Source organism: Streptomyces sp. WAC05292 (assembly GCF_003949955.1).
Taxonomy (GTDB): Bacteria; Actinomycetota; Actinomycetes; order Streptomycetales; family Streptomycetaceae; genus Streptomyces; species Streptomyces globosus.
In genome coordinates this window covers 1-15,167 of the sequence record NZ_RPSE01000123.1, presented here as the reverse complement: position 1 = coordinate 15,167, position 15,167 = coordinate 1, and the positions used below count along the sequence as shown (strand labels likewise).

18 protein-coding genes and 1 pseudogene are annotated in these 15,167 nt (G+C 71.8%); 10 read left to right on the top strand and 9 right to left on the bottom strand.

Features of this window, described 5'->3' with window-relative positions; genetic code table 11:
* Window positions 1-143 precede the first annotated feature (143 nt).
* Window positions 144-1,811: a fumarate hydratase gene (locus tag EF903_RS15815; RefSeq protein ID WP_125543868.1), complete on the bottom strand. Its 1,668-nt coding sequence runs from the start codon at window positions 1,809-1,811 to the stop codon at window positions 144-146.
* Window positions 1,812-1,957: 146 nt separating this feature from the next.
* Here EF903_RS15815 and EF903_RS15810 point away from each other — a divergent pair, with 146 nt between their 5' ends.
* Together EF903_RS15810 and EF903_RS15805 are read left to right on the top strand one after the other, a co-directional pair.
* The gene (locus EF903_RS15810) at window positions 1,958-2,659 is read left to right on the top strand and encodes a DUF1707 domain-containing protein (RefSeq protein ID WP_125543867.1); all 702 of its coding nucleotides are present in this window, start codon (window positions 1,958-1,960) and stop codon (window positions 2,657-2,659) included.
* A 156-nt stretch (window positions 2,660-2,815) separates the two neighbouring features.
* On the top strand, window positions 2,816-3,217 hold the full coding sequence (locus EF903_RS15805; RefSeq protein ID WP_390335542.1) for a WhiB family transcriptional regulator: 402 nt from the start codon (window positions 2,816-2,818) through the stop codon (window positions 3,215-3,217).
* Between the two features lie 110 nt (window positions 3,218-3,327).
* Here the strand turns inward: EF903_RS15805 and glpX are convergent, their stop codons facing one another.
* On the bottom strand, window positions 3,328-4,359 hold the full coding sequence (glpX, locus tag EF903_RS15800) for a class II fructose-bisphosphatase (RefSeq protein ID WP_125543865.1): 1,032 nt from the start codon (window positions 4,357-4,359) through the stop codon (window positions 3,328-3,330).
* A gap of 295 nt (window positions 4,360-4,654) precedes the next feature.
* Here glpX and EF903_RS15795 point away from each other — a divergent pair, with 295 nt between their 5' ends.
* On the top strand, window positions 4,655-5,209 hold the full coding sequence (locus EF903_RS15795; RefSeq protein WP_185902680.1) for a DUF4245 domain-containing protein: 555 nt from the start codon (window positions 4,655-4,657) through the stop codon (window positions 5,207-5,209).
* A 90-nt stretch (window positions 5,210-5,299) separates the two neighbouring features.
* Here the strand turns inward: EF903_RS15795 and EF903_RS15790 are convergent, their stop codons facing one another.
* From EF903_RS15790 to xseA, 3 genes are all read right to left on the bottom strand, one after another.
* A complete protein-coding gene (locus EF903_RS15790; RefSeq protein ID WP_125543863.1) occupies window positions 5,300-5,890 on the bottom strand; it encodes a malonic semialdehyde reductase in 591 nt (196 codons plus the stop codon).
* Between the two features lie 158 nt (window positions 5,891-6,048).
* The gene (locus EF903_RS15785) at window positions 6,049-6,285 is read right to left on the bottom strand and encodes an exodeoxyribonuclease VII small subunit (protein ID WP_125543862.1); all 237 of its coding nucleotides are present in this window, start codon (window positions 6,283-6,285) and stop codon (window positions 6,049-6,051) included.
* A gap of 136 nt (window positions 6,286-6,421) precedes the next feature.
* Window positions 6,422-7,651 (bottom strand): exodeoxyribonuclease VII large subunit, encoded by a 1,230-nt coding sequence (gene xseA / locus EF903_RS15780; RefSeq protein ID WP_125543861.1) that lies wholly within the window; start codon window positions 7,649-7,651, stop codon window positions 6,422-6,424.
* Window positions 7,652-7,793: 142 nt separating this feature from the next.
* Between xseA and EF903_RS15775 the strand changes: the two genes are divergently transcribed.
* Window positions 7,794-8,801 (top strand): 4-hydroxy-3-methylbut-2-enyl diphosphate reductase, encoded by a 1,008-nt coding sequence (locus EF903_RS15775; RefSeq protein ID WP_125543860.1) that lies wholly within the window; start codon window positions 7,794-7,796, stop codon window positions 8,799-8,801.
* A gap of 21 nt (window positions 8,802-8,822) precedes the next feature.
* A complete protein-coding gene (ppgK, locus tag EF903_RS15770) occupies window positions 8,823-9,572 on the top strand; it encodes a polyphosphate--glucose phosphotransferase (RefSeq protein ID WP_125543859.1) in 750 nt (249 codons plus the stop codon).
* Window positions 9,573-9,638: 66 nt separating this feature from the next.
* Here ppgK and EF903_RS15765 read toward each other — a convergent pair whose 3' ends face one another.
* On the bottom strand, window positions 9,639-10,082 hold the full coding sequence (locus EF903_RS15765) for a DUF6542 domain-containing protein (RefSeq protein WP_260615394.1): 444 nt from the start codon (window positions 10,080-10,082) through the stop codon (window positions 9,639-9,641).
* Between the two features lie 222 nt (window positions 10,083-10,304).
* Here EF903_RS15765 and ychF point away from each other — a divergent pair, with 222 nt between their 5' ends.
* The gene (gene ychF / locus EF903_RS15760) at window positions 10,305-11,393 is read left to right on the top strand and encodes a redox-regulated ATPase YchF (RefSeq protein WP_125543858.1); all 1,089 of its coding nucleotides are present in this window, start codon (window positions 10,305-10,307) and stop codon (window positions 11,391-11,393) included.
* Between the two features lie 133 nt (window positions 11,394-11,526).
* Here ychF and EF903_RS15755 read toward each other — a convergent pair whose 3' ends face one another.
* Complete coding sequence (locus EF903_RS15755; protein WP_221888743.1) at window positions 11,527-11,736, bottom strand: type II toxin-antitoxin system RelE/ParE family toxin; 210 nt, start codon at window positions 11,734-11,736, stop codon at window positions 11,527-11,529.
* Window positions 11,737-11,782: 46 nt separating this feature from the next.
* Window positions 11,783-12,052, bottom strand: a complete 270-nt coding sequence (locus tag EF903_RS15750; RefSeq protein WP_125543857.1) for a type II toxin-antitoxin system Phd/YefM family antitoxin — start codon at window positions 12,050-12,052, stop codon at window positions 11,783-11,785.
* A 257-nt stretch (window positions 12,053-12,309) separates the two neighbouring features.
* Between EF903_RS15750 and EF903_RS15745 the strand changes: the two genes are divergently transcribed.
* Both EF903_RS15745 and EF903_RS15740 read left to right on the top strand, forming a co-directional pair.
* Window positions 12,310-12,561: a type II toxin-antitoxin system VapB family antitoxin gene (locus EF903_RS15745; protein WP_125543856.1), complete on the top strand. Its 252-nt coding sequence runs from the start codon at window positions 12,310-12,312 to the stop codon at window positions 12,559-12,561.
* The gene (locus EF903_RS15740) at window positions 12,558-12,974 is read left to right on the top strand and encodes a PIN domain nuclease (protein WP_125543855.1); all 417 of its coding nucleotides are present in this window, start codon (window positions 12,558-12,560) and stop codon (window positions 12,972-12,974) included. Before EF903_RS15745 ends, EF903_RS15740 begins: the two co-directional genes overlap by 4 nt.
* A 182-nt stretch (window positions 12,975-13,156) precedes the next feature.
* Here EF903_RS15740 and EF903_RS15735 read toward each other — a convergent pair whose 3' ends face one another.
* The gene (locus EF903_RS15735; RefSeq protein ID WP_260615392.1) at window positions 13,157-14,179 is read right to left on the bottom strand and encodes an SMP-30/gluconolactonase/LRE family protein; all 1,023 of its coding nucleotides are present in this window, start codon (window positions 14,177-14,179) and stop codon (window positions 13,157-13,159) included.
* 75 nt (window positions 14,180-14,254) lie between these two features.
* On the opposite strand from EF903_RS15735, the gene EF903_RS15730 reads away from it, so the two are divergent.
* On the top strand, window positions 14,255-14,692 hold the full coding sequence (locus EF903_RS15730) for a MarR family winged helix-turn-helix transcriptional regulator (RefSeq protein WP_185902679.1): 438 nt from the start codon (window positions 14,255-14,257) through the stop codon (window positions 14,690-14,692).
* Window positions 14,693-14,843: 151 nt separating this feature from the next.
* Window positions 14,844-15,167: pseudogene (locus EF903_RS15725) on the top strand (hypothetical protein); the annotation flags it as partial.

Sequence of the window (15,167 nt, the reverse complement as noted above, 5' to 3'; positions counted from 1 at the left end):
CGCTTCGGCCGCCCGCCCCGTCCCCTCAGGGCGGTCCGCGCCTGCCGCGCACCCGGCGGGGGCCCAGAGCCTCCCGGACCGCACGGCAAGAGCCCCCGGTGGGGTTCCGGGGGCTCTGCGCGGGCGGGGTGGCGGTGCCGCGGTTATGCGAGGCCGGGGCCGCGGACCGGGATGTGGGTGAACGTCGGCTCCGGGGCCGGGTTCTGGAAGAAGTCGTTCCCCTTGTCGTCCACCACGATGAACGCCGGGAAGTCCTCCACCTCGATCTTCCAGACCGCCTCCATGCCGAGCTCCTCGTACTCCAGGACCTCGACCTTCTTGATGCAGTCCTGCGCCAGGCGGGCCGCCGGGCCGCCGATCGAGCCCAGGTAGAAGCCGCCGTGCGTGCCGCACGCGTCCGTGACCTGCTGCGAGCGGTTGCCCTTGGCCAGCATGACCTTCGAGCCGCCCGCCGCCTGGAACTGCTCGACGTACGAGTCCATGCGCCCCGCCGTCGTCGGGCCGAACGAGCCCGAGGCGTAGCCCTCGGGGGTCTTCGCCGGGCCGGCGTAGTAGACCGGGTGGTCCTTGAGGTACTGCGGCATGTCCTCGCCCGCGTCCAGCCGCTCCTTGATCTTGGCGTGCGCGATGTCGCGCGCCACGACCAGCGGGCCGGTCAGCGACAGCCGGGTCTTGACCGGGTGCTTCGTCAGCGTCGCGAGGATGTCCTCCATCGGCTGGTTCAGGTCGATGGAGACGACGTCGGACGCGGAGTCCAGGTGCGCGTCGGTGGTGTCCGGCAGGAAGCGCGCCGGGTCCCGCTCCAGCTGCTCCAGGAAGACGCCCTCGGCGGTGATCTTCGCGACGGCCTGGCGGTCCGCGGAGCAGGACACGGCGATGGCGACGGGGCAGGACGCGCCGTGCCGCGGCAGGCGGACCACGCGGACGTCGTGGCAGAAGTACTTGCCGCCGAACTGGGCGCCGATGCCGAGCTTCTGCGTCAGCTCGAAGACCTTCTCCTCCAGCTCCAGGTCGCGGAAGCCGTGGCCGAGGGCGGAGCCCTCGGTGGGGAGCTCGTCCAGGTAGTGCGCGGAGGCGTACTTGGCGGTCTTCAGCGCGTGCTCGGCGGAGGTGCCGCCGACGACGATCGCCAGGTGGTACGGCGGGCACGCCGCGGTGCCCAGCGAGCGGATCTTCTCCTCCAGGAACTTCATCATGGAGGCCTCGTTCAGGACGGCCTTGGTCTCCTGGTAGAGGAACGACTTGTTCGCCGAGCCGCCGCCCTTGGCCATGAAGAGGAACTTGTACGCGCCGCCGTCCGTCGCGTACAGCTCGATCTGCGCCGGCAGGTTCGAGCCGGTGTTCTTCTCGTCCCACATCGTCAGCGGGGCCATCTGCGAGTAGCGCAGGTTCAGCCGCGTGTACGCGTCGTAGATGCCGCGGGAGAGGGCCTCCTCGTCGCCGCCCGAGGTCAGGACGTTCTGGCCGCGCTTGCCCATGACGATCGCCGTGCCGGTGTCCTGGCACATCGGCAGCACTCCGGCGGCCGCGATGTTGGCGTTCTTCAGCAGGTCGAGGGCGACGAACTTGTCGTTCGAGGAGGCCTCGGGGTCGTCGATGATGCGGCGCAGCTGCGCGAGGTGGGCCGGGCGCAGGAAGTGCTGGATGTCGTGGATGGCCTCTTCGGCGAGCTTGCGCAGCGCCTCGGGCTCGACCTTGAGGAACGTACGGCCGTCGGCCTCGAAGGTCGAGACGCCCTCGGAGGTCACCAGCCTGTACGGCGTGGTGTCCTCGCCCAGGGGCAGCAGGTCGGTGTACGCAAACTCTGGCATGACGGCAGTCATCCTCACTCGGCGGGAGCGCTGGCGACCGGATTGGCAGCGCGCAACCAGCGTAGGACCTCTCCGCGGGCGCATGTCTGTGAGGTAAGGCTCACTCGGAACTATCGCGATCTATCGTGTCTCGCTAGAGTGCTGACATGGACCTGGAAAAGCACCCCGCCGCGCCCGCCGCGCCCGCGCCCGCGCCCGCGGCCCCGGGAGGCCTGCGCGCCTCCGACGCCGACCGGGACCGGATCGCGCGGATCCTGGCCGACGCCGTCGCCGAGGGCCGGCTCACGCAGGAGGAGCACTCCGAGCGACTCGACTCGCTGTACGCCCGCAAGACCGTGGCCGAGCTGGACCTCCTGGTCCGGGACCTGCCGGCCCCGGCATCCGCCGCCGGGTCGGCGCCCGCCGGGGCCGCGTACGCCCCCGCGTACGCCGGCACGGGATCCGGCGCGCGCCCCGGTCCCGCCGAGACGGTCGTCGCGGTGTGCAGCAGCAGCGCCCGCAAGGGCCGCTGGCGCCCGCCGGCGCACACCCGGGCCGTGTCCGTGATGGGCGACATCAGCATCGACCTCACCGAGGCCGTCTTCGAGCAGCAGGTCACCGAGATCGAGGTGGCCTGCGTCCTCGGCAACGTCGAGGTCCTGGTCCCGGAGAACGTCACCCTCCGCGGCCACGGCAGCGGCGTCCTCGGCAACTTCGAGGTCAGCGGCAACAGCGCGGGCGGCATCGACCCGAACGCCCCCGTCGTGATCATCCGCGGCTTCGCCCTGCTCGGGAACATCGAGGCCCGCCCGAAGGCCGGCGCCCGCCTCGTCGACCTCGCCCACAAGCTCCGGGGGCACCTCCGGTAGCCGCCGGACGCGGGTGCCGCAGCCGTCCCGCGGTCGCATTTCGGTCTACTTCCGCCGGAGTCCCGGCCGCGCCGCACGCAGTGCATAGGGGCGCGCACAGCGGGTAGGGACAGGTGCATCGTCTCTCGCTTGCGTATCCGTCGTCAGGAGTAGACCGTGCAGCATCCGCCGCATCAGTCCCTGCAGGTAGCCGCCGTACAGAGCCTTCAGGCGCGTCCGACAGCCGTGCCGAGGCCGCGGGTGCCGGCGCGGCAGGAAGAGGACGGCCCCTGGCACGCGGAGGCGGTGTGCCGCCGGGACGAAGCGGGACTGTTCTTTGCCCCCTCCAAGGAGCCCACCGCGGCCAGGCTCTCCCGCGAAGAGGCCGCCAAGCGGGTGTGCGCGCGCTGCCCGGTGATGGTCGCCTGCCGTGAGCACGCCCTGCTGCAGCCCGAGCCGTACGGCGTCTGGGGCGGACTCACCGCCGCCGAGCGCCGCGTCGTGCTCGCCCGCAGGCGCCGCCGCGGGGCCGAACTCCGCCAGACCCCGGGCGCGGGGACGATAGCCGCCGCGGGCTGAGCCCGTCACACGGCACGCGAGAGGGGCGGTCCCGCCGCACACGGGAACCGCCCCTCTCGCTGTGCCGGCGCAGCCGCCGGCCCGGGTGCGCTCGTACGGGCGCTCCGCCGCTACTGCGCCCGGTCGAAGTCGATCGCGCTGTACGCGCGCAGCTTCGACAGGCGGTGCGTGGAGTCGATCTTGCGGATCGTGCCCGACTTCGAGCGCATGACCAGGGAGGACGTCGTCGCGGTCTCCGAGCGGTAGTGCACGCCGCGCAGCAGCTCGCCGTCCGTGATGCCGGTGGCGACGAAGAAGACGTTCTCGCCGGACACCAGGTCGTTCGTGGTCAGGACGCGGTCCAGGTCGTGGCCCGCGTCGATGGCCTTCTGCCGCTCCGCCTCGTCCTTGGGCCACAGCTTGCCCTGGATGACACCGCCCAGGCACTTGATGGCGCAGGCCGAGATGATGCCCTCCGGGGTGCCGCCGATGCCCATCAGGAGGTCGACGCCGGTACCCTCGCGGACCGCCATGACCGAGCCGGCGACATCGCCGTCGGAGATGAACTTGATGCGCGCGCCCGTCTCGCGGATCTCCCGGACGATGCCCTCGTGGCGGGGGCGGTCCAGGATGACGACGGTGACGTCCTCGACGGCCATGTTCTTGGCCTTCGCGACGCGCCGGATGTTCACCGACACCGGGGCGTTGATGTCGACGAAGTCGGCCGCCTCCGGGCCCGTGACCAGCTTCTCCATGTAGAACACCGCGGACGGGTCGAACATGGTGCCGCGGTCCGCGGCCGCCAGCACGGCGATCGCGTTCGGCATGCCCTTGGCGTTCAGGGTGGTGCCGTCGATCGGGTCGACGGCGATGTCCACCTCGGCGCCGGAGCCGTCGCCGACCCGCTCGCCGTTGTAGAGCATCGGGGCTTCGTCCTTCTCGCCCTCGCCGATGACGACGACGCCGTTCATCGAGACGGTGGAGATCAGGGTCCGCATCGCGTTGACCGCCGCACCGTCGGCGCCGATCTTGTCGCCGCGTCCGACCCAGCGGCCCGCGGCCATGGCGGCGGCCTCGGTCACCCGGACGAGCTCCAGGGCGAGGTTGCGGTCGGGGGCCTCGGGGGCGACTTCGAGCTGGGGCGGCAGGTTGTGCTCGGTCATCGGAGCGCACCTTTCTGTACGACGACGGCCGGGAAGGTGAGGGTGTGGGAACTCTATCGTCACGTCGACAAACTGAGCAGACCGGGTCACGTATGAGCGCGATATCGGTCAGGCGTTTGTCCTGAGCGGACGCCTTGCGCACCTTTCGGGTACGGAGTGCGAACGGCGCCCGTACGCCCTGCGTACACCGTGCACACCCCGCGCGTACGGCGCCCCCGGCGCGCCGCGCGGCCCGCGCACCCACCCCGGCGGAGATCGCCGCCGGCGATGGGGGACGATGGGGGGCGTGGCAGGTATGAAGGGCAAGCAGACGGTCTGGGACATGGTCCGGTCGCTGGCGGTCATCGGCGTGGTCGTGGCGGGGATCTACATGTTCGTCCCGCACGACGACGAGGCCGATCCGACGCACGTCGTCGACTACCGGGTGGAGACGCTCACCGCCCGGCGGGCGGCGCCGTACCCGCTCGCGGCGCCGGTGGGCCTGCCGGAGGAGTGGCGGGCGACCTCGGTGAAGTTCGACCGGCGCGAGGCGCACCGCTGGCACCTCGGCTTCCTCGACCCGCAGAACCAGTACGTCGCCGTCGAGCAGTCCAGCGACGCCTCGGCGGGATACCTGTCCAAGGTCACCCAGAAGGCGAAGGCCACCGGGCAGACGCAGCAGGCCGGCGGCGTGGAGTGGGAGCGCTGGGAGGGCGAGAAGTACGACGCCCTGGTCCGGCAGGAGCAGGGCCACGTGACGGTGGTGACCGGAACCGCGCCGTTCGAGGACCTCGGCAGGATGGCGGCGGCGCTGGAGTTCAAGAAGGCCGACGCGGGCGGGCAGTCCGGGCAGGCTCAGCAGGCCGGATAGCGCGCCGCGCGTCCGATACGCGGAAGGCCCCGCACCCCGGGGGACCGGGGTGCGGGGCCTTCGCGTGCGTGCGGGGCGCGCGGGCGGCCGTCAGACGGTGGTGATGACCTCGTCGATGCCCAGGCGCGGGCCGCGCGGGTGCCAGGCGTCCGGGCCGGGCTTGCCGATGTTGACCACCATCAGCGGGGTGTGGTCGTCGTCCAGGAACTCCTTCTGGACGCCCGCGTAGTCCAGGCCGCCCATCGGGCCCGCGGCCAGGCCGGCGGCGCGGACGCCGACGATGAAGTACGCGGCCTGCATGGCGGCGTTCATCACCGCGGACTGCTCGCGGGCCGGGCGCTCGCTGAAGAAGACGTCCTTGGCCTGCGGGAAGTGCGGCAGCAGGGTCGGCAGCTCCTCGTGGAACTCGTTGTCCGCGGAGAGGATCGCGACGAGCGGCGCGGCGGCGGTCTTCGCCTGGTTGCCCTCGGCCATCAGGTTCACGAGGCGCTCGCGGGCCTCGGGGGAGCGCACCAGCGTGATGCGCAGCGGCGTCGAGTTGAAGGCGGTGGGGCCGTACTTGACCAGGTCGTAGATCGCCTGGACCTGCTCCTCGGTCACCGGCTCGTCGGAGAAGGTGTTGGCGGTGCGAGCCTCGCGGAACAGCAGGTCCTGGGCGGCGGGGTCAAGAACGAGGGACATGGGAAAGCCTTCTTCCATGCGGAGAGGTGCAGCGATGCACCGACTGTACGCCGAAATTAGTCGAACTTTCAACTAAATCCGGCCGCCAGTGGCTTGAATCACCGTCCGCCCGGCGGCCGCGGCGCCCCGGCCGCCCCGAGCCCCCGGCGCCGGCCAGCTCAGGCGTCCCCGCCCTCCCGGCCCTCCCCGGCCTCGTCGCGCGCGGCGATCGCCGAGTCCAGCCGGGCGCGGGCGCCCTCCAGCCAGCGCCGGCACACCGCCGCCAGTTCCTCGCCCCGCTCCCAGAGCGCGAGCGACTCCTCCAGCGAGGTGCCTCCGGCCTCCAGCCTGCGGACGACCTCGATCAGCTCGTCGCGGGCCTGCTCGTAGCCCAACGCAGTGTTCTCTGCTGCCATTCCCATTCCGCCTCGGATCTCGTCCACCCAGGTGCAACACGCACATGATTCGTCAAGTCGGCCGGGCCGCAGGCCGGTCGACACCCCCCGCCCCGCCCCGGCTCGTCAGGCCGCCGCGGTCCGCCGCCCGGCCCGTTCAGCCGCCCGCCGCGGGCCCGCTTTCGGCCACCCGGACGCGGAACTCGCCCTCCGCGACCCGCGCCCGCAGCTCCTCGCCCGCCGGGGCCTCCTCCGGCGAGCGCACCACGTGCCCGTCAGCCCGCTGGAGCACCGCGTACCCGCGCTCCAGCGTCGCCGCCGGCGACAGCGCCACCACCCGCGCCAGCGTGTGCGCCAGCTCGGAGTCGGCCCGGTCCAGCAGGTGCCGCAGCGTCCGCCGGCTCCGCCCCAGCAGCGCCTCCAGCTCGTCCTCGCGGGTCTCCACCATCCGCTGCGGGTGCACGAAGACCGGCCGCGCCAGCGCGTGCGCCAGCCCCCGCTCCTCCCGGTCGAGCAGCGCCCGTACGGCGCGCAGGCCCCGCCCGCGCAGCTGCTGCACCCGCTCCAGCTCCTCGCCGACGTCCGGCACGACCTTCTTCGCCGCGTCCGTGGGCGTCGAGGCGCGCAGGTCCGCGACCAGGTCCAGCAGCGGCGAGTCCGGCTCGTGCCCGATCGCCGAGACGACCGGCGTGCGGGCCGCGGCGACGGCCCGCACGACCTCCTCGTCGGAGAACGGCAGCAGGTCCTCCACGCTGCCGCCGCCGCGCGCCACGATGATCACGTCGACCTCGGGCAGGTCGTCGAGCTCCTTGACGGCCTGGACCACCTGCGGCACCGCGTGCACCCCCTGCACCGCGACGTTGCGCACCTCGAAGCGGACCGCCGGCCACCGCCGGCGCGCGTTCTCCAGCACGTCCCGCTCGGCCGCCGACGCCCGCCCCACCACCAGCCCGATCAGCTGCGGCAGGAACGGCAGCGGCTTCTTGCGGTCCAGCGCGAACAGCCCCTCCGAGGCCAGCGAGCGCTTGAGCCGCTCCAGGCGGGCCAGCAGCTCCCCGATCCCGACCGGCCTTATCTCCGCCGCGCGCAGCGACAGCTGCCCCCGCGGCGCGTACCACTCCGGCTTGGCCAGGACCACCACCCGCGAGCCCTCGGCCACGGCGTCCGCGACGTCGTCGAAGACCTGCCGGAAGCACGTCACGCCGATCGAGACGTCGTGCGCGGGGTCGCGCAGCGTCAGGAACACCACCCCTGCCCCCGGCCGCCGCGAGAGCTGGGTGATCTGCCCCTCCACCCACACCTGGCCCAGCCGGTCGATCCAGCCCCCGATGAGCCGGGACACCTGGCCGACGGGCAGCGGCGCCTCGGCCGACGTATTCAGACCCATGCAGGCAGGCTAGCCGCCCGCGCCGACACCGTCTGCCGTGCGCGCGCCGCGGCCCGCCCCGCGGCCCGGCCCGCGGCCCGGCCCGCCACCAGCCCCTCCGCCGCGCCCGGGCGGCGTACCGGCTGCGCGGCACCCCCGTACGATGGACCGCATGAGTGCTGCCGCCGCCCCTGCTCCCGCTTCCCGCCGCGTCCTGCTCGCCGCCCCGCGCGGCTACTGCGCCGGCGTGGACCGAGCCGTGATCGCCGTCGAGAAGGCCCTGGAGCAGTACGGGGCGCCGGTGTACGTCCGCCACGAGATCGTGCACAACAAGTACGTCGTCGAGACGCTCCGCAAGAAGGGCGCCATCTTCGTCGAGAAGACGGAGGAAGTGCCCCCGGGCAACATCGTGATGTTCTCGGCGCACGGCGTGGCCCCCGTGGTGCACGAGGAGGCGGCCCGCGGCAGGCTCGCCACGATCGACGCGACCTGCCCGCTCGTCACGAAGGTCCACAAGGAGGCCGTCCGGTACGCCAAGGACGACTTCGACATCCTCCTGATCGGCCACGAGGGGCACGAGGAGGTCATCGGCACCTCCGGCGAGGCCCCGGACCACATCACGATCGTCGACGGCCCCGACGACGTCGACAAGGTCGTCGTCCGGGACGAGTCCAAGGTCGTCTGGCTTTCGCAGACCACCCTGTCCGTCGACGAGACGATGCAGACGGTCGACGCGCTCAAGACCAAGTTCCCGCTGCTGGTCTCCCCGCCGAGCGACGACATCTGCTACGCCACCTCCAACCGGCAGGCCGCCGTCAAGGCGATGGGCGCCGACTCCGACCTGGTGATCGTCGTCGGCTCGAAGAACTCCTCCAACTCCATCCGCCTCGTCGAGGTCGCCCTCGACGCCGGCGCGCGCGCCGCCCACCTCGTCGACTACGCGAGCGAGATCGACGAGGCCTGGCTGGACGGCGTCACCACCGTCGGCCTGACCTCCGGCGCCTCCGTCCCCGAGGTCCTCGTCGAGCAGGTGCTCGAATGGCTGGCCGAGCGGGGCTTCGCGGACGTCGAGATCGTCAAGACCGCCGAGGAGTCGATCACCTTCTCGCTGCCGAAGGAGCTCCGCCGGGACCTGCGCGCCGAAGCCGCGGGCCTGGTCGCAGACCAGTAGCGGGTTCCGTACCGTAAGTCCATGCAGCTCTTCGGTGTGGACATCGGCGGTACGGGGATCAAGGGCGCGCCCGTGGACCTCGACCGCGGCGACCTGGCGCAGGAGCGCCACAAAGTTCTGACACCGCAGCCGGCGACCCCCGACGGGGTGGCCGGCTGCGTCGTCGAGGTGGTGCGCCACTTCGACTGGGACGGCCCCGTCGGGGTGACCTTCCCCGGCGTCGTCACGGGCGGCACGATCCGTACGGCCGCCAACATGGACCCGGGGTGGATCGGCGTCGAGGCGGCGGACCTGCTCTCGCGGCGGCTCGGCGGCCGGACCGTCACCGTCCTCAACGACGCCGACGCCGCCGGGGTGGCCGAGATGGCCTACGGCGCCGGCAAGGGGCGCGGCGGCACCGTCATGATGCTCACCCTCGGCACCGGCATCGGCAGCGCCCTCTTCACGGACGGCCACCTCGTCCCCAACACCGAGCTCGGACACCTGGAGCTCAAGGGGCACGACGCGGAGAAGCGCGCCTCGGTCAAGGCCAAGGAGGACCAGGACCTCAGCTGGGAGCGGTGGGCGCGCCGGCTGCAGAAGTACCTGGAGCACGTGGAGATGCTGTTCTCCCCGGACCTCTTCATCCTCGGCGGCGGCGTCAGCCGCAAGCCGGAGAAGTTCCTGCCGCTGATCGAGGGGATCCGGGCCGAGATCGTCCCGGCGGTGCTGCAGAACAACGCCGGCATCGTCGGCGCGGCGATGGCGGCGCGGACGGCGGCGCCCCGGTAGGGGCGCCGGCGGGGCGGCGGGGCGGCGGGGGCCCCGGGCGGTGGCTCCGCCGCCTGCGGCTGCGGGTCAGCCGGCCCGGCGGGGCATCCGGCGCCGCCCCGTCAGCACCGCCTTGCGGACGACCGCGATGAGCGCGGCCGCGAGCGTGCCCGCGTACAGCCAGCCTGCGTGCAGCGACAGGGCGGACACCACACCCATCACCTGCGCGCCGAAGCCGCCCGAGTCCGCGGCGATCGGCCATACCCCGGCGGCGAAGGCGATCGGCGCGGAGATCGGCGCGGTCACCAGGTCCGCGGGCCGCACCCACAGGGCCGTCGCGGACGCCACCGGCACGAACAGCAGCCCGTACACGAACAGCGAGCCGCCGAACAGCAGCCACACGATCCCGGCGGCGAGCAGCATCGACGCGCACGCGAAGAGCCCGCCGCCCAGCCCCGTCAGCCGCGGCCGCGGCAGCCGGCCGCGCCGCACCGGCAGGGGCCGCGGCCGGCCGCCGCCCTGCGCGGGCACACCGGCAGCGGCGGGCCCGCCGCGTGCGGGGCGCCGCGGCTGCTGTCGCTGCGGGTGATCCGCCGAACGCGTCCTGTATGGCTCCACCCCACCAAACTAGGCGCGGCAGGCCCCCGATGCCTGTGGGGACACGCGTACATCGACCGCCGCTCATCGGAAAGTAAACTGTCCGGTGGCCCGCGCCCGGGCCGTCGCCCCCTCCAGCTACGGGAAGTCGCCAACGTGTCGCTCACGATCGGAATCGTCGGCCTGCCGAATGTCGGCAAGTCGACCCTGTTCAACGCCCTGACCAAGAACGACGTGCTGGCGGCCAACTACCCGTTCGCCACCATCGAGCCGAACGTCGGCGTCGTCGGCGTGCCCGACCCCCGCCTCGCGGTCCTGGCCGGGATCTTCAAGTCGGAGCGCATCCTCCCGGCGACCGTCGACTTCGTCGACATCGCGGGCATCGTCCGCGGCGCGTCGGAGGGCGAGGGCCTCGGCAACAAGTTCCTGGCGAACATCCGCGAGTCGGACGCGATCTGCCAGGTGATCCGCGCCTTCAAGGACGAGAACGTCGTCCACGTCGACGGCAAGGTCTCGCCGAAGGACGACATCGAGACGATCAACACCGAGCTGATCCTCGCCGACCTCCAGTCCATCGAGAAGGCCATCCCGCGCCTGACGAAGGAGGCCCGCCTCCAGAAGGACAAGGTCGCGGTCCTCGCCGCCGTCGAGAACGCGAAGACGATCCTCGAGGCCGGCGACACGCTCTTCTCGAAGGGCATCACCAAGGGCACCGAGCAGGGCGACCTGCTGCACGAGCTGCACCTGCTGACGACGAAGCCGTTCCTGTACGTCTTCAACGTCGACGAGGACGAGCTGACGGACGACGCCTTCAAGGCGGAGCAGTCCGCGCTGGTCGCCCCGGCGGAGGCGATCTTCCTCAACGCCAAGCTGGAGGCGGACCTCGCCGAGCTGGACGACGAGGAGGCCCTGGAGCTCCTCCAGTCCGTAGGCCAGGAGGAGCCGGGCCTGGCCACCCTCGGCCGCGTCGGCTTCACCACCCTGGGCCTGCAGACCTACCTGACGGCGGGCCCGAAGGAGACCCGCGCCTGGACGATCAAGAAGGGCGCGACGGCCCCCGAGGCGGCGGGCGTGATCCACACGGACTTCCAGCGCGGCTTCATCAAGGCGGAGGTCATCTCCTTCCAGGACCTGGTCGAATGCGGCTCGGTGGCCGAGGCCCGCGCCAAGGGCAAGGCCCGCATGGAGGGCAAGGACTACGTCATGCAGGACGGCGACGTGGTGGAGTTCCGCTTCAACGTGTAGTCATTTCGCTCCTGCACGCTAGGTGATTCGTCAAGCGTGCAGGTCAGAAGGGGTCGGCTCCTCCCGGAGTCGACCCCTGCGTCGTCACCGTGCTGGATGGGTGCCGGATGTTCTGACGTCGGATCAGCCGGCGTCAGGTGTCGTAAACGGTGGAGCGATGCCCGACGTGCACGACCCACACCACGAGCTCCCCGTTGTCGATCGTGTAGCCGACGCGGTAGTCGCCGACTCGCAGTCGCCGGCGTTCCGGCTGCGACACGAGCGCGGTGGTGTTGAAGCCGAGGGGGTCGCTCTCCAGCTCGGTCAGCTTGGCCAGGATGCGCAGCGCCATGTCGCGAGGGATCTTCCGAAGCTCGGCCTACGCCTCTGGCCGGAAGACGGTTCGGTACTCACTCACCTCGCGCCAGTGTCTCCCTCATGATGTCCTCGATCGGGATGCCGGGAGCCGGGTTGGCCATACGCTCGTCGATGATCCGGTTGATCTCGCGCTCTTCCCACTCCTGGTACTTGCGCAGCACCTCAATGGAGACGACGGCGGCGACTTCCTTGCCCCGGCGCGTGATCACCGTGGGTACGTCGTCGCGTTCCGCGCGCTCCACGACCTCGGCCAGGTGTGCGCGCACGTCACGGATGGACTCTGTGGGCAGCGGCTGCTTCATGCGCTCAAGTGTGCCGAGTGTCCCATGTGTACACAACGAGAGGGGATGGCCATCGCCCTGCATGCGTGTGCCGAGTGATCGCGCCGTGCTGCATCGGTGCCGGGTCAGCCCCTCCGAACCCTCGTTCTCCGAGGTCGGAGCTCTGGGCTGGGCGTTCCGTTTCAGCAGGACGCCCTCGGTACACCTCCATGCGTGATGTCATTTATACGAGGCGATCGATATCGTTGCTGCGTCGTCAAGCTGCGGAGGGACAACTGATGGCCAGGACTGTGATCGATCTGGACGAGGAGATCGTCGAGCAGGCGATGCGGGTGTACGGCGTGAAGACCAAGGCCGCCGCAGTGCGGGCGGCCATGGAGGAGGGGGTGAAGCTGCGGCTGCGCCGGGAACTGTTCGATGCCATGGACGACGGCGAGTTCGAGGACGTATTCGCGGAGATCCGCTCGCAGACGGGGCCGCGGAATCCGGACGGCTCCCTGAAGCGCGAAGGCGGGGCCTCGGCGGCGTGAAGAGGCGCTACCTCATCGACAAGTCCGCGCTGGCCCGCCTGGGTAAGCCGGCGGTGCGGGCGCGACTGGACGCGCTGGACCGTGACGGACTCCTGGCGGTGTGCGCTCCGACCGAGTACGAGGTGCTGTACTCGGCACGCGGAAAGCCCGAGGCGCTACGGCTCCGCACGCTGCTCCGTGGGTTCGACTACCTGCCCTGCAATAACGGAGAGTTCGAGCGGGCGCTCGAAATCCAGGCCCTGGCCCTGAACGCCGGCTTTCACCGGGCGGTGTCGCTGGCCGACGTCCTCATCGCGGCAACCGCCGAGCGGCATCGAGCCACGGTCCTGCACTACGACGGCGACTTCGACATGATTGCTTCGGTGAGCGGGCTGCAAGCCGAGTGGGTCGTGGAGCCGGGCACCGCAGACTGAGTGGGAATCGCGCACCAGGTCCCGCAGGTGTCGGGCGGTGCCTTGCATTCGCGGGCCGGCTTGGCGCTGTCTCCCCAAGGGCTTCGGGGCGGTGTGGGCTCGTCGAGGTCCAGGCGGCGGCCGCGGTCGGCGGTCATGGGTTTCGGGCCGCCCGGTGTCGCGGCCGGGCGGCCCGCCGCCGGTCAGAAGCCGCGGACCTCCGCGACCGTGAAGGGCGCGGGGGCGCCGTTGTCGCCGGCCGGGCCGCCCTTGTCGAACTGGGAGCGGACCACCAGGGTGCGGCCGCGGGTGTGGGTGAGGGTTGTCGGGATCTGGAGGGACTGGTCCGTGAGTGTGCGGGTCAGGCGGGCACGGGTGCCGTCCCCGTTCGTGCGCCAGCGGGTCAGGGTGTTCGTCGTGTTGTGGACGACGCGGAGGGTGCCGTCCGCGGCGAGGTCGATGCCGTCGCCGTTGAGGAGGTTCCCGCCCTCCAGGGCGACGCGCGTGATCGCGCCGCTGCGCAGGTCGATGCGGAACAGCTCGCCCGTGATCATGTCGACCGTCAGCAGGTGGCGGCCGCGCGGGTCGGCCGTGATGCCGTTGAGGCTGAACCGGCGGTCCGGTATGGGCGTGAGCTCGGCGGTCAGGTCGTATGCCGGGTGCAGCACGCCGCCGCCCGTCGCGAGTTGGGAGCGGGTGACGCGGTAGACCACGGCCCGGATGCTGTCCGTGAGGTATGCCGTCCCGTCCGGGGTGATCGCCACGTCGTTGACGAAGTGCGGAGTGCTGCCCGGGACGTCGAAGCGGGCCAGGCGGGTTCCGGAGCGGGTGTCGTACACCGTGACGCCGGCGGTGGAGTCGGTCACCCACAGGCGGCCGCGGTCGTCGACGCGCAGGCCGTTCGCCGTGCGGCGGCCGTCCGTGCCCGCCGGCAGGAACACCTCGGCGCGGGACCGGCCGGGCAGGGTCCGGTAGACGGTGCCGTCCGCGTACGAGCCGACGTACACGGTGCCGGTGCGCGGGTCGGCAGCTATGCCCTCGGGGTAGACCCGCTCGCCGGGGAGCGTGAAGGCGGTGGAGATGCGGGCGTGCGGCGCCGCCGTGTGCGTCGCGGAGGGCCCGACCGGTGCCGCCGCCGCAGGGCCGGTGCCGGCCGTCATGGACGCGGCCAGCGCCAGCAGCACGACGGCCGGCAGGTTCTTCTTCGTTCGCTGTGACAGCTTCATGTGACCTCTGTTCCTTTGGTGAGGGCGAATCTATGTTAGAGGTCTAACATGTGCAAGGGGCTTAGGATGGCCCGCATGACCTCCATGTCCCCCGAGGAGCGGATCGGTTCGCACGTCAAGCGGGCCGAGCAGGCGCTGCTCGCGGCGAAGAACGCCGCGCTGAGGCCCGCCGGGGTGACGGTCCCGCAGTACGCGGCCCTGCTCTGGCTGGCCGAGAAGCCCGGCATCTCCGCGGCCGCCCTGGCGCGCTTGTGCGGGGTGACGCCGCCGACCATGACGACCGTGCTGAAGAACCTCCAGGAGCGCGGCCTCGTCGAGCGCAGCCCCCACGAGTGGCACCGCAACGTGCTGGAGACCCGCCTCACCGCCGAGGGCCGCGCCGCCATGGAGCAGGCCGACGCGGGCGCGGTGCGGGTGGAGCGGGCGCTCGCCGCCGCCTTCACCGACGAGGAGCGGGACCTGCTGGTCCGGCTGCTGGGGCGGTGCGCCGAGGCGCTCGACGCCCAGAGGTGACAAGGGGGCGGGGGGTTCCCCGGGGCCGCGGGCCGGGCAGGTTTTTTGCCGTGTTCGGGAACTGACTCCCCCGTTCGCACATCAGAACCAGGGGGAGTCCAGCCGTTTGTCCCAGCCCCGGGGGCAGCCATGACCGTTCGGAGCCAAGTTCGTGCACCAGTACCCGCAGCGCCCGCGGCCTGACGACCAGCCGCACCCGCAGCACAGGCCCGCCGGGCCGTACGAGGCCCGGCAGCCGCAGGCTCCGCAGGGCTACCCGCAGCAGCCGCAGCAGCCGTACGCCTCGCAGGGTGCGCCGTACGGGGCTCCGTACGGCGAGTACGAGCAGCAGCAGTACGAGCAGCAGCAGTACGAGCAGCAGCAGTACGAGCAGCACGGGCGCGGGCCGTACCAGGGCGGCCCCCCGGTTCCGCCGCCCCCCGGCCCGCGCCCGTGCTGCTCGTACTGCTGCTGCTCGTACTGCTGCTGCTCGTAC